The sequence below is a fragment of the Rhodopseudomonas sp. P1 genome (assembly GCF_039642825.1).
Lineage (GTDB): Bacteria > Pseudomonadota > Alphaproteobacteria > Rhizobiales > Xanthobacteraceae > Rhodopseudomonas > Rhodopseudomonas palustris_H.
Genome location: NZ_CP088006.1, coordinates 3,276,236 through 3,289,089, shown reverse-complemented (window position 1 = coordinate 3,289,089; position 12,854 = coordinate 3,276,236). Strand labels below are relative to the sequence as shown.

Annotated in this window: 10 protein-coding genes; 1 reads left to right on the top strand and 9 read right to left on the bottom strand. The window is 57.2% G+C overall.

Annotation, left to right across the window (positions count from 1 at the left end):
• Positions 1-49 precede the first annotated feature (49 nt).
• From LRC39_RS15215 to LRC39_RS15200, 4 genes are read right to left on the bottom strand one after another with little or no spacing between them, the layout of a single operon-like run.
• Positions 50-1,918: a TniQ family protein gene (locus LRC39_RS15215; RefSeq protein WP_346294843.1), complete on the bottom strand. Its 1,869-nt coding sequence runs from the start codon at positions 1,916-1,918 to the stop codon at positions 50-52.
• Positions 1,919-1,929: 11 nt separating this feature from the next.
• Complete coding sequence (locus LRC39_RS15210) at positions 1,930-3,024, bottom strand: ATP-binding protein (protein WP_346294842.1); 1,095 nt, start codon at positions 3,022-3,024, stop codon at positions 1,930-1,932.
• 1 nt (position 3,025) lies between these two features.
• On the bottom strand, positions 3,026-5,191 hold the full coding sequence (locus tag LRC39_RS15205; protein ID WP_346294841.1) for a Mu transposase C-terminal domain-containing protein: 2,166 nt from the start codon (positions 5,189-5,191) through the stop codon (positions 3,026-3,028).
• Positions 5,188-5,772, bottom strand: coding sequence for a hypothetical protein (locus tag LRC39_RS15200; RefSeq protein WP_346294840.1), 585 nt, complete (start codon positions 5,770-5,772; stop codon positions 5,188-5,190). The genes LRC39_RS15205 and LRC39_RS15200 overlap by 4 nt, the downstream gene beginning before the upstream one ends.
• Before the next feature lie 887 nt (positions 5,773-6,659).
• On the opposite strand from LRC39_RS15200, the gene LRC39_RS15195 reads away from it, so the two are divergent.
• Positions 6,660-7,157, top strand: coding sequence for a hypothetical protein (locus LRC39_RS15195; protein ID WP_346294839.1), 498 nt, complete (start codon positions 6,660-6,662; stop codon positions 7,155-7,157).
• Positions 7,158-7,238: 81 nt separating this feature from the next.
• Here the strand turns inward: LRC39_RS15195 and LRC39_RS15190 are convergent, their stop codons facing one another.
• The 5 genes from LRC39_RS15190 to LRC39_RS15170 all read right to left on the bottom strand — a co-directional run bounded on the left by LRC39_RS15190 (position 7,239) and on the right by LRC39_RS15170 (position 12,546).
• Complete coding sequence (locus LRC39_RS15190; protein WP_346294838.1) at positions 7,239-9,110, bottom strand: AAA family ATPase; 1,872 nt, start codon at positions 9,108-9,110, stop codon at positions 7,239-7,241.
• Between the two features lie 81 nt (positions 9,111-9,191).
• Entirely contained in the window at positions 9,192-9,527 is a 336-nt protein-coding gene (locus LRC39_RS15185) for a DUF6634 family protein (protein ID WP_346294837.1), read from the bottom strand.
• A gap of 68 nt (positions 9,528-9,595) precedes the next feature.
• Positions 9,596-10,078, bottom strand: a complete 483-nt coding sequence (locus LRC39_RS15180) for a hypothetical protein (RefSeq protein WP_346294836.1) — start codon at positions 10,076-10,078, stop codon at positions 9,596-9,598.
• Between the two features lie 230 nt (positions 10,079-10,308).
• Positions 10,309-10,524 carry a hypothetical protein gene (locus LRC39_RS15175; RefSeq protein WP_346294835.1) on the bottom strand — a complete coding sequence of 72 codons (216 nt, stop codon included), beginning with the start codon at positions 10,522-10,524 and terminating at the stop codon, positions 10,309-10,311.
• A 402-nt stretch (positions 10,525-10,926) separates the two neighbouring features.
• Positions 10,927-12,546, bottom strand: a complete 1,620-nt coding sequence (locus LRC39_RS15170) for a hypothetical protein (protein WP_346294834.1) — start codon at positions 12,544-12,546, stop codon at positions 10,927-10,929.
• Positions 12,547-12,854: the final 308 nt, after the last annotated feature.

Sequence of the window (12,854 nt, the reverse complement as noted above, 5' to 3'; positions counted from 1 at the left end):
AGCGAGGGGCTTTTGATGAATGGAGTGTGAGGTGGTGAGACTGCGGCGTCTAGGTTTGAGAGGCGTTCGTCTCGCTCAAGGTCGTTGGAAGTGTTCGCCGGTCGTAGAAGGGAACATTGACATCGGTGAGCACAAATGCCGGTTCGATCGTCATCGCGTCGAGTCGCGGACGGAGGAGGTGTCCTCTGGTCCCGAGCTCTCTCGCGAGGACGTCGATAGATGCGAACCGTTCCATGAAATCCTTGAGGGCTTCCTCGCGGACGTATGTTTGAGGACAGCGGTTCACTGGGTTGAGCATTTCTCCATAGGGCAAATGGTTGCCCTTGAGCAGGGCCTTCACGGTTGCTGAGGACGTACGCAGAACTTTTTCCACGCTTCGCAGCGTCAAGCCGTGCAGTTCGGGACCGCGGACGTGCCTGCCCACCTCAACCGGATCCACCAGAACCGAAAGATATCCGGATACGTCAGGCCGTCGCCCGACACATTCGAGCGATCCGTCCAAGAGTAGCCTCACGATCTCCATTGCCGCACAGTTGGAGCGCCTGGCTGCGTCGGGAATAGGAAGCAAGTGACCGCCCCGGTCTCCCTCGAGCGATCCACCGAGCAGACGAGCGAGAAATGCGTCCAGGTCCTGCCTGGCGAACGCATGGTTCTTAAATCGGTCGGTTCCACCCCTAATGAACGGCTGGATGAAGCCCGCCTCGAAGAGCAGCCGTTCGTGAGGTCTGGGGGCGTTGATGTATTTGCCCGCTTCCTTGAGCGACATCGCGCCCTCAATGCGCTCGAGAAACGGTTGGGCTCTCTCGGCTTCAAAGAGGATCCTGTCGTCCGACCGATCCAAGCAGTCCGCTTTGATGACGTCGGCGGCGAGCAGCAGTTTCCGAAGCCGTTTGGGATGTGCGCCAAACTCCAGCGATGCAGAGCGCAGCGAATGCAGCTTGCGACACTCGACCGGTTTCCCGAAGATCTCATCCCCGGGGCCGACCGGCATGGTCTCGATCACGTGCTTGGTGATGAGGCTGCGAAGCGGATCATAGGCCTCATCTGAGTTCTCATGCGCCAACCATTCGTAGAGGCGACCAAAGATCGACCGCGGTCCCCAGTCGTGCTTGGTCGCTCGAAAGGAGGCCTGGAGTGCCGAGAGCAGCGAACGAATGCCGTCCTCGCCACCCTCGGCAATTTCGTAGCCGCGACCGCCGCAAGCGTACCAATCCTCTTCCGACAACGAATTGGCGTAGAAGCGGATTCCGCGAGTCGCTACGGCACCGAGCATTTCGCACACCCTTGCAGCCGCATAGAATGGCAGCCGATCTAGCCAGCAGGGCTGCAATTGCTCCGGATGGAGAAGGCGCTCGCAGAGATAACTTTCCAACCCGGAGAGAGGGCGCTCTTTCGATGCGCGAATGAGCTCAGGCAGCGCATCAAGCGACGGCTTAATGAGAAGAGCGAAATCATGCACGCGGTGCGGATTATCGTCTTCGACAACTTGAACCAGGGCGGTATTGTGTCGAGGACAGTTTCTGATCGATCCAATCTGCCAGAGAGTGCGCCCATAGGGGCGTACGTCTCTCGGACCATCCAAAGACTCGAGGTCTTCGTGAAGGCAGACAGGACAGACGCGCATGGAAGACCTTGCCAGGCTGTCCCGCACGACCTCCTGCTGGCGAATCCGGTAGCGGCGGTCTCCAACTTTGACAATCGCAGCATCCGAAAGCCGCCGCAGGTCGATGCGGCAACAGGCTGCAATTCTTCCGAGGGCGCCTTGGTCGCCGTCAACTACTGCTTGGAACGTGAAGCCCATGTCGAGGCAGAAATCACGGGCGGTTCGGCCCAAGAGTTGACCGGCCCGCGAGCTGAAGCTCATAGGCGACTCGCCATCACGAAGATCCGCCGCCATTTTAGAATGAATAGAGTCCACGGGTTACTCCGTTACGCCTTCTTGGACTTTCTGGTCTTCTTCTTCGGCTTATCCTCTGGACCACCTTCAGGCGGAGGCTCCTCGATGTCATCGAGCCCGGACGTATCGATGAGGTCCCAATCCGAAGCAACGACGAAGACGTTGCTTTCCGGAACGCAGCCGGTGCGCGCCGCGTAAGCCGCGGCAAAGTGCTCGCTCAACAAATTGGGATCGTCCAAGCGAAGAGCATTCCCAACGGCGTCCTGAATGAGTTCGATAACGACGCCAAAGCTGCCGTTTGCTGCGTGGATAAGACGACCGATCAGATCATTGTCCTGAGCGATTGCGCACTCACGGCCTGCTTTGTCTTTCCCGTAGAACGTGATGAGTCGCCGGACCATCGGAATTTCATCCGGAAATTTCAGAGGCCGGAACACGACATGTCTGGTGCGACGGCGAACTTGGATGTCGTTCGACAAGAACGTTGCGACACTCGGAAGACCAGAAAGGATTAGCCAAACGGGCCAGTGCTTATCCTGCAGCAAGCCCTTCAGCGTGTCCTGCATCTTCCCAATCTCGACGGAATTGCGGGATTGAAGGACGTGCTGCAGCTCGTCGATATGCAGAAATTTCACCTGTCTCAGCTCGAGCGTCTTTCGAACGAGATCCCAGGCGACGTTTTCATCAAGCCTTCGCGTCAAGGGGTACCCCAGGGCCTTGAGAATGCTCTCGCCCAGAAGCCGCAGCGTGCAAGGTGAGGGCGCCGTCACCGATACGAGCAAGCAATCGGATTCCGGGCGTCCGTATCCCGTAAATTCCTCGCGCTTCAAGAACACTCGATCGAGCGCCCGCGATTTGCCTGCTCCCGAAGCTCCGGTAACCGTGAGGGCACGGCCTTCCCGGAGGCGCCCGACACGGCGGCTGCCTTCGGCTCCTTCAACTTCGAGGAAGGAGTCGATCAAAATGCTGATCTCTTCATCGAGCAACTTGTCGCGCTCGGTCCCAAAATACGCCGACTGGAGCTGCGTCATCGTGGCGCTTACCGTCGACCGCTGTTGGGAACGGAGGCGCCGCATGCGCGCGATCGGATCTTCAGCTTCAACAGGAGTTAGCATGCTGTCACTCATCTCAGTCCTCCACAAACCAGGCACCTTCGCCGCCATCGTCGAACCCGTCTCCGGCATCGCTCGGCGCTTCAACATTCTCTTCCGCGACGCTGCTCTCGCTCGCTACTTCAAGCACTTCCGGTCCGTTCTCCGGGCCTCGGACAAACTCGAAATTCCGAACGACATCGCGCTCGAACCGCCTGAATTCTTCAGCAGTGAGGAGAGGCGAAGCGATCCCGGCGCGCTGGGCGGCCATACGAGAAAATTCCGAGATATCGCGGAGAGCTTGGTGAACGACAGATTCGGTAACCTTTGCCGCATCCGCATGGGTTCTTCTGATTGCGCGGGCGGCGCGCATCCAATGGTCGACCGATACACCCTTAAGACCGGACGTCAGGCAATCAACGGAGATCCACCCATGATCAGAAGGGATGTTGCGACCAGGCTTCGGTCGCACCGAGATACGACTAAGATCGTTCCGGTCGATCCGAATTAGGACCGGCATTGTGCCCGTCCTGCGACGTAGGCGTTGAAGTTCCTGCGATTGATAGTTCAATCCGATGAAGCGCACTCCGTGATTCCCGATCCGAGCCTCGTGAGTCAGGCCGAAGATGTGGCGGTTGACTTCTTTGTCAGGGGGCGGGATGACCGGAAAGATCTTCGTCAGTCTGAGCCAAGCATTCCGGGGCGTTTCCCCGCCGAGACCAGCGTGCGGCTTGTTGTGATAAACGTCGACGATCCAGCGAACGAGGAGCCGTCCGAGTTCGGCGGCATCCAAGACAGCGTTCGCTTCGGAGTCGTAGTCTCCCTTTGCGAGCACGTTCTCAAACGTCCGACCATGCAATCTCGAAAAGAAGCCAGTATGGATGGTCCGATAGAGGCGTTCCTTTCTACCACGCATCTGCGGCGTGCCAGTCGTCGGAAACATTAGGTCAGCGCCAAGATCGCAAGCAGAGGCGCGGTATCCGAATGATTTGAGTCCAGCACCGCCATCATTTGAGATGCCCTCGCAGGTGCCTCCTTGGTCCCAAGGAGTCACGCACCCGGCAGCGGACGCATAGGCCGACTTGTCGTTGACCGCCATCTCCAGCGTCGCGATTGCGCTGGCCTCAGACGGGTTCTCGACAATGAGCGCAGCCAAACAGCACCTGGTTGCCGTGTCGATGGCCGTCGACAGCCAAGGGCGTCGACGTTCGACTCGTTCCTTCTGTTTAGCGGTTAGCTGGTCCCAAAGTCTTGCGTCGGTCAGCAACGTCTGTAGCGGAATCCGGTTCTCGTCGAGTTCAATTCTCTCCAGCGGTCTCGTGACCGAGAGGCCATTTTGGACGATGAAGAACTTCTTGCGGGCAGCGTCCGGCCCTTTGCGTCCAGCGTAGACGTGAAACGGATCAAGGCTGCTAATTACACGCTCAAACGCGGCGCGGCTCGGCAGCTTGAGCAACCGCTCCCCCTGACTCTGACGTTCTTTGTTCAGATCAGCGAACTTCCCAAGAAGATCGGAAAACAGAGACCGTTTGCTCGGCTGCAGACGGCTAGCGAACATCTCCGCGTATTCCTGCATCAGTTCGCGCTCCTCCTTCCCGAAGCGCGGCAGGCGATTGCCAGATCGACCGTAGTTGTGAGTCAACGCGATGGCGTCCCACTCGCATGCTGCGTAGGCATTGAGCCAGCGTCTAAGGCCTCGAGGACTGGGCGGCCGCTTGACTTTCAAATCCTCGCTTCCACACCGCCCACCATTCATTTCAGAGGTGATCAATTCGGCAAAGATGGATTTAATAGCCTGCTTCATCGACGCGTCGGAACGCGATGCAAGGCCATCGGCCTCCATTTGCAGAAAGCGATCGCAAACCGTCTTCCGGAAGAGCACCCTCTGCAATTGCTCGGAAGGCAAATCGCTAAGAAGAGTCGTCGGCCGTGCAGTCCGCAGTGTTGCTTTGCGCGAGGAGAAGAAGCCTCGGCAGTGTACCCAGCCATCTGCCTTTCTCAATTCATCGATCTCGCCGTGAGTGAAGGATTCGCTCATTTCCGGGTTGTCGACCCGACGAAACACATGCCCGAATTCATCAGCGGACTTCGGTACGTAGTCCACGCCTTTGATGGTGACCTTGTCTGTCGGCTCGAAGCGGAAGCGAGGCACGACGTGGAAAGACAGAGAGGCGATCTGTTGGGTGGCGGAGGAGCTGTTCATGATTGCGTCTCCGAAGTACGGTGGGGTCTAACTAGGCTGCTGTAGGTGATCAGACCCGGGCCGACGTGATCTAGAATGCGATCGTCAATCAGGCAGACCACGGCGTAGAATCCGTTGCCGCTGTTCAGGGATGCGGCAAGCAACGTCTGGATCGTTACTGTGCCGCACAAGTTCGCTGCGACCTTTGCAATGATTGCGATGTCTTCCTCACAACGCGTCCTTCGAGCACGATGGATCAGCCGGGCGTTTTCGGCGCGAATGCGGGTGATGTGCTCGCCAGTCCGGATTTCGTAGTGGTCAGCGAAATCGTTCGGGGCCTGCTCTCTGATCAGTTCAACCGTTTCTTCAATGCCACTCGACTGTACGCGCTTCGCGGGCTTGACGAAGAACGCCGTTTTGGTTCCGTTCTTAAGGGTAGCCACAAAGTCGATGGTGTGCTTTCGCTTCACGCCATTGTCGTAGTAGTCGATCGGAACTTGATCCTGAACATCAGCCACGTCCGGATGAGCCAAAAGGATGTACGCAAGGTCGCGCTCCAGCGAGCTTTCGTAAGTGATTTCGCGATTTAGCAATGGATTCACGAGAGCACCGCTAGTTGATCTCGAGGAAGGAGAGGGGCGTCGACTGGCGCGGGAAGCAGAAGGCGGGCTCCAGGCGGTGCCGACATCGGCTCGAAGTGTTAGTGCAGTCCTATCCGCAAGCTCCCGTTGGCGCTCTCCACCGCGGCCATGGAGGAGGAGGCACCGAGGGTGTGATCTTCAGTCGGGGACAGGGGGGCGAGAGGATAGTGAAGACGTGAGGTCTTTGCTCTGGCCATAAGACGAGCTCCATCGATGGGCGCCTACGTACGCCCACTTGACCGGTGAGATATCGGAGGTTGAGAGACCCGGGACGGCGGTGCGCGATGTTCGGCGGGGACACGAAACACGTTGTCCGACCGTGCTGAGACTTCGCCGGATGTCGGCTAGCTCAGCGGCTTATTTGGCTCTGGAGGGGAGCGAAAGGCACAGCTAGTCTCCTAGTCGGAAGCGCTGGCGTCCGACGTCTAGCCCAGTCGAGGAGATCACTGGGCTTCGTTCAACCGAATACGATGCGCCGGAGCGCAGGGTAATCAACCGACTATGGAGGAGAATGCGATGAGAGGAGTGCTGGGGCAGGAGGCTTGCGCGAAAATCGACATATTTTGCCTCCTCTGGCTCTGATGGATCTACTTGATCCAGATGCACTTTTCGCCGGAGCGAACGCGGCCAAACAAGTCGTTGTTTGGTGGGCCGTTAAGTACATCAGGGAACCCGACTTGAGAAGATCCTCCCAGAACCGGTCATATGGAATGGTTAATGGTCGTTTACCAATGTGCTCGCAATCCTTCTAATCGACGTATGAGCGCCTCTACAGATATTGAGAGATGATGTCCGGCATCCGACTCTTCGGTCTGGTCACAACAATGCTGCAGCAGTGGAGCTGGGGTATGTCGAAGACCGAGCGAGAGTTGTTCGGATCTGACGTAGCGAGAAGGTTTCGAGTGGCGCTCGTCTTGGTCGGTCTCTTAGTGCTGACGCTCGGCGCCTCGTCCGCTGCGATGAATGCAGGGGTTTGCCTCTCGGAAATGCGACTTCTAAAGGACATGGATTATTACCGAGGCGCGATTTCGGTCGTCATCACTGACCCTATCGACGGGATTACCGAACACGGAAAAGGGTACAGTACGTCGAAACGGGCTCATTCGCAGAAATACGCGACTACTGAGCAGTTTCTTGCTGACTTTCCCGACTGCTGTCGCATCTTTCCACCTAACTTTGGGGATGGCGGCGACAACGTTGACGGCTTTGATCAATTCGTCGGGTATCGCACGGTACTTGTCTCTTATGTGAAACGCTATCTTGGCGGCGATGGCACCCAGAGAACTGCTCCTGTCACCGCGCAAGTGGCTGTATCGCATTGTGGTGTGGGGCGATCCTTTCGGTAGACCTTGGAGCCCGAGGCCAAGTATGTGTCGAGAGTTGCTGTCGAAAACGTAGCCGAACTAAAACAAGGAATGTGTCTAGAGCTACTGTGCTGGACCGAGCGCTCGTTCGATATCACCGACTGAAGCCTGTCCGCTTTCGTTGAGAAGGCGAGCGATGCGGCGGAGTCCGACAATTCGTTCGTTAATGATTCCCTTTGCTCTCTGAAAGCAGTCGTCGAGCGTTCTCGCTACAATCCGTTGGAGCGAAGGGCTTCGCCGAAGGTTTCCCAATACGTCTCCTGAACGCCGAGACGTGAGGTAAACTAGGCTCTCACCAAGACCTAGTGAGATCTCCATTGTCGTCGCAATGAGCGTGGCCTGTCGGAGGTCAGAATCTTCGGATCCACCGCCGCCGTCGGCATAGTGCCCGAATACAAACTCTTCGGCTGCAAGTCCGGCAAGAAGGATGGTAATCTGAGCCAAATATGCCGCTCTCCCGAGGTTGCGGCCCGGGATCTGTCTCATGATTGTCCGGCCACCAGATCCGTCCAGACCCACCTCCCGGCAGACGTGGCTTTCGACTAGACGGCTTCCGGAGAGCTCCGCGAGGAGGTAGCCAACCATGGCGTGGCCAGCCTCATGGATGCAGGCCTCATGGAAGGCTTCGTCAGATTGCACAATCCGTACAGGCAGGCCGTGTAGAAGATCGGCAAACGCCATCGGGCGCCGTTCCGAACGAGCCTTGCGCCGTGCATCCCGGACCACCTGTTCGATCACAGCTCCGGAAGCACCCTCCAGGCGAGATGCGATGTCAGCGAGATCGGCAGATACACAGTCACCTCGGAGATGGTGGCGCAGAATCCCAACGCGAGCGTCGAGGTCGGGTAGGGAGATTTTGACATGCTTTCCCAAACGGCCCGGTCGCTGAATGGCCTTGTCGATCTTCTCTGGTAGATTGGTCGCACCGACCACCACCACGCCTTCACGCCCGTCTACGCCATCGAGGCATTCCAGGAAGGCGTTGATCACCTCGCGCGTATATTGCTCGTTCTTTCCCTCGAGGGTCTCGCGATCTCCAAAGGCGTCGATTTCGTCGACGAAAAGGATGCTAGGTGCATCCAGAATGGCATCTCGGAAAGCTCTCCTCATGGCCTTCAATAGGTCATTCAGATAGCCAGCAGCCTGCCAACGGGCGAGCGAGTGGATATGCACCGGAACCCTGCAGGTTCGAGCCAGAGCCTGTGCGAAGGTCGTCTTGCCTGTACCGGTTGGACCAGAGACGAGGACGCCTCGATCGACATCCGCCCATGGCAATCGCCCGGCCCGATAGTCATCGAGGTCCTTTGCAAGTTCGCGGCCCCAGACCGCGGCCTCCCCAAGTCCGTGTAGATCGGCCAGGCTCGGCATGGTCGCTACGGAGGATCGCCTCTGAGAGCTTCTTGCGAGCTGGTCCTTCTTGACCCTCCTGAGGCTCCGCTCGATGTGCAGCATGCTTCGACCTGGCTTGATCAGGATGCTCAGCAGGGAGAGAGGTTCTCCAACCGCAATCGCCAAAATGTCATCAGGCAGGCCGCGAATTCCAATGGCCTTGGAAGCTGTCTTCAGCACCGAGAGGTCGGCGACCGGGAGGGATAGAATCCCGTCGGCCGCAAGACGGAATGTGAGCGGAAATTCATCGGCACTGGAGGCAAAGGCGATGACATGATCATTGCCTGCCAGTGTTTTGCCGAGATCTTTCTCCTGTGTCCGTCGGATAGCAGCGTCACTGTCCCACTGCAAAATCGCAGGTCGGATCGTCCGCTTGGATCGATTCCGGTTTCGATAAAGCGTGCGCCCCGCTTCCTCGAAAGCCTTTCCATCGGCAGCATTGTGCAGGACGAATCCGACGACGGAAACGCATCCGGCTAATACGTGGTGCATACTGTTCTGACGCAGGGATCGAACCAGCAGTTGCCGCGCGACTGCCACGCCCATGTCTGTCGAACGTTGACGTGAGGCCACGCGCGATCTCAAAGGGTTTCTCAGATTCATTGCTGTCTCCGGAGATCCAGGCGGTCAATGGAGACTTGGATCGGCGTAGGGACTTCCAAGCCGATACAGACGCGAGAACGTTCTCGCGTATCCAAGAACCGGAGAAATCACCCACAAAGCTGATGTATGAATTTCTTTGTCGTCTTGGAGGATCGGGTGACCAGTGACGGCACCGGTGAGGCACAGATCGGGGCGCCGCGCCAATTCCCAGGAGTTCAAGATCGGCGCTTCGGCAAGTTGGGCCGCGCCGGGATGGTCTCCGCGCCGAATCCGCTCAAGGTCATCTACCAGACGACGTAGGCGCTCGATGTCGGGTTGAAGTTCTGGCACGGGGACGTGACCGTTGATCAAATACGACATGACGTGCTCCATTGCTTCCGGACGCACGAGGTGCGCTCGGTCAAGGTGGTCGGAGAAGAAGGAAGGGGTCAGCCGCGGAAGCGGGAGATTATGGTGTCAGGACCGATGCGAGCTTCATCGAGTTCGATCTCGATGAACCGTTGCAGCGCCAGCGAGGCGATGACCGCTATCGCGTCATGTCCGCTCCGAACGGCCTCCAGGCAGCTTGAGAGCGGCAACGAGCCGTTTTCCTCGAGCAGGGCGAGGATACGGACGCGATCGCCGAGCGATGCTCTGTAACCCGCGTATTGAAGAAGATCACGGGCGTTCTCGAGCCTGATGCTGCCACGCAGCTCGGCTTCCTCGCACTTTTCGTATTGGTAGCCCATCGCCTGAGCTGCTTCGCCGAGCCAGTCCGGAGGGGGCCACTTCACAAACGATGGATGGGCATCGAGCAGGCTTACGCCCTCCGGCCTGGTCACCAAGAAATCTGGGACGTGGTGGTGGCTCCGGCGGCTCAGAACCAGGGGCAGGCAGATCCATGACGTCACCGATGGATCGACGTCGAGCAAACAGCCCACGTCGCGTGCTAATCGCGTCCGAAAGATCGCAGGCCCGATGCACCGCATCGTGCTCTTTGGAGCAAAGAAGAGAGCCGCTGCCTCATCACGAGTGCGCTGAAGAAGCTTCGAGAGCTGATGCTGTTGGTAGTCAGAGCGCTGAGGTCTGGACATGATACGCTAGTCCCCCAAACAAATTGGGCGGTATCCGCGATACCTTCAAAAGCGAGGCGTCGTGGGTATCAGCGTATGTATGAAAAGCGCCGCTCAGCGGTGCGCTGGAGGCGCTTTCCAGAGACTTCGTTGTTGATGAACGCGCTTGACATGAAAAGAACAAATAGAGAACTTTGCACCGATGTCAACGCCTTTTTACGACGTTCGCCAACTGGCGCAGTCGGCACCGTGCTGCAGTAGCCCTCATCATTTCTTTGCAATTCGAGAGGGATATCGAGCTTCATCACATACGGTGAACTGTGAAGATGTCGGGACTCACCATTGCAGTCCGTCAGAAGAATTTCGCTAAGTACGATATTCTTCTAAAGAACGTATTCAACGTAGAGAAGAGTGGTCTCAGGCGATTGTTAGGATCCCGGATGTTGTTCCGACCAAGACGACCTCGTCATTGTTCAGGATCGGCCGATCCTGCGATCGGCTCGCCAGCGTTCTTGACGAGGTCCTTCAGAAATCTGTTTCGATCTGTTTCAATACCCCAGCGAAGGGCTGTACTTGGTAACTTCATCAATCCGAACGCCCTGACTTCTGTTCGAAAGGTTACTCCAATTGGAGGCCGTCGCCGGGCACATTCATACATCAGTGTGTGATCGACCTAATGGTCGCAGTCCCAGAAACCGCTGACTGGCTTAGTTCGGCTTTGATGCGGCCTTTGAAGCAAGGTATTCCCGTTTGTTGTTCTCCTCCTCTTGGTCGAAGCGAGCAGCTTCGTCGAGCAACCATCTCGCCAGTATGCTGGCTTCGTCCAACTCGTCGATTTCGGCGACGTACATCACTTCTTCCGTCACTTCACGGATCGCGGACGCTTCGTTCTCGAAACGCAAAAACCGTTTGTAAAGATTCTGAATACGGGATGCGAGGGCCCGGTGTTTGAAATAGGCATCCCATGCGGGGGCGATTTGGCGATTGGCTGATGCTCGATTTCCCGCTTCATCCCAATCCACCACGTGAGAGGCGTGGGGTGCCAAGCTCTGGATGCAGGCTAGGAGATCTAAACATGTAAGGGAGACGTCTGTTAGGTCCCGCCGCCTCGCTTTGAGTTGCGGAATGATCTCGGCGCAGTCAGAACAGATTTGAACGTTTCTCGCTTCACGCATAATGAACGCGTGAGAGAATCGAGGAAGAGTCATGCGCCTGAATCGCCGACCTTCCTGCGAAGTCTCTTCAACCGCTTCATAGAGATCGCGTATGCCGCCAGCCCATTTGCCGCTCCCGGACTTACGGACGATCTGGCGTTTTCTTCTTTTGCAAACTGGGCAAAACCATTCTTCGTTGGTGTTTTGCCACCGCTTCGGGGAGACTGGATCGTTATATGTGCTGTATTCCTCGTCGGACGGCTCTTGAACTTTCGCCCGCTTAGGCTGAGTTCGCGGTGCCAATATGTTAGAATCCTTCTGTACGGAGCGGGCGAGAAATTCCGTTGTGGCTTGGTTGAGTTCTCGGCCGCGCCCGTCACGATTGGAGGCGTTCAGAAACTCCGCGTAAAGCTGCAATTGTGGTTCGAAACGTCGCCATGCACGGTCCAGCGACGATGTGCCGCGTTCACGATGCAACGCCCCCGATTGGATCATGTGCAAAGCATTATCGACGAGATCTACGCGCGCCTTCAGGGACGGCTCAAGTTGCCGCCAGATCGCTTCCGCCTTTTTGAGATCGACCTTGTGGTCGGCATTTGGCGAAGGCTGAATGAAGCCCCTGATCTCAGTCGGAGCGAAGCTAAAGTAGGGTGGTACCATGTCCTTCAATGCGAGCTTGGCCTTGCCGTCGGCGGCATTGCATTCGGAGCAAACGAGCTCCCGAGGAAATGTCGACACGAGTGACTCAAGCGTGTCGACCATCGTTGCTCCACTGGACGGAAGGTCCAATACCCATCTCTCACCAAAGAGTTCGCGCCCTCGGCTGCCGACGTAGTCGCGGAAATGGTCGTGATGTTCTTCGAGGTTCGCCAGTAGGATGCCCCGGCTCGAGACCCGAAAGATATCGGCCTTAAATCGCTGGCAAACAGGGCACAGCCAACGCTGTTCGACGAGGGCCCAACTTTGATTCAAATCGAGGCCCTTTGCGTTAAAGCGCTCGATCGCTGCCTTCGTCTGAGCACTCCACCGGCCGTCACGGTCGACGAAAAATGCCTGCATCTCGGCATCGGAAAGTTGGGACGGTCGCCAGAACGAGAGATTTACGGACCACCGGCGCGGGTCGTACGGTTCAAATTCCGGTTCAAAATTGAGATCATCGGAGCCGTCGGTCATGGATGTGCTCGATCGTGACGTTCTCGGTGTGAATGGAGTCTGCTAATCTGCAGTCAAGCGAAGGAGGTGGACGTCTGATAATGGCGGGAAGGATTTAGAAGCAGAGGAATCGGAATTGCCAAGGATGGATTAGCTTCAACGAAGGAATTCTAGAACCGCCAAGCCGTCAGCACCGCAAGAAAGATCAACACGGCAGCGCAAACGGCCTAGATACCTACGGCACTAATCTTAAAACCCCACAAGCTAACTTCCAGCTTCGGCTCGCGCATGACGCAGTTCTCCATTCAATCTCTGAGAACTGGCTCCGG

What these genes read in the sequence shown, in the direction of transcription:
- LRC39_RS15210 (WP_346294842.1), bottom strand. Translation starts at nt 3,024, where the DNA reads ATGAGTGACAGCATGCTAACTCCTGTTGAAGCTGAAGATCCGATCGCG.
- LRC39_RS15205 (WP_346294841.1), bottom strand. Translation starts at nt 5,191, where the DNA reads ATGAACAGCTCCTCCGCCACCCAACAGATCGCCTCTCTGTCTTTCCAC.
- LRC39_RS15195 (WP_346294839.1), top strand. Translation starts at nt 6,660, where the DNA reads ATGTCGAAGACCGAGCGAGAGTTGTTCGGATCTGACGTAGCGAGAAGG.
- LRC39_RS15190 (WP_346294838.1), bottom strand. Translation starts at nt 9,110, where the DNA reads ATGGGCGTGGCAGTCGCGCGGCAACTGCTGGTTCGATCCCTGCGTCAG.
- LRC39_RS15185 (WP_346294837.1), bottom strand. Translation starts at nt 9,527, where the DNA reads ATGTCGTATTTGATCAACGGTCACGTCCCCGTGCCAGAACTTCAACCC.
- LRC39_RS15175 (WP_346294835.1), bottom strand. Translation starts at nt 10,524, where the DNA reads ATGAAGCTCGATATCCCTCTCGAATTGCAAAGAAATGATGAGGGCTAC.
- LRC39_RS15170 (WP_346294834.1), bottom strand. Translation starts at nt 12,546, where the DNA reads ATGACCGACGGCTCCGATGATCTCAATTTTGAACCGGAATTTGAACCG.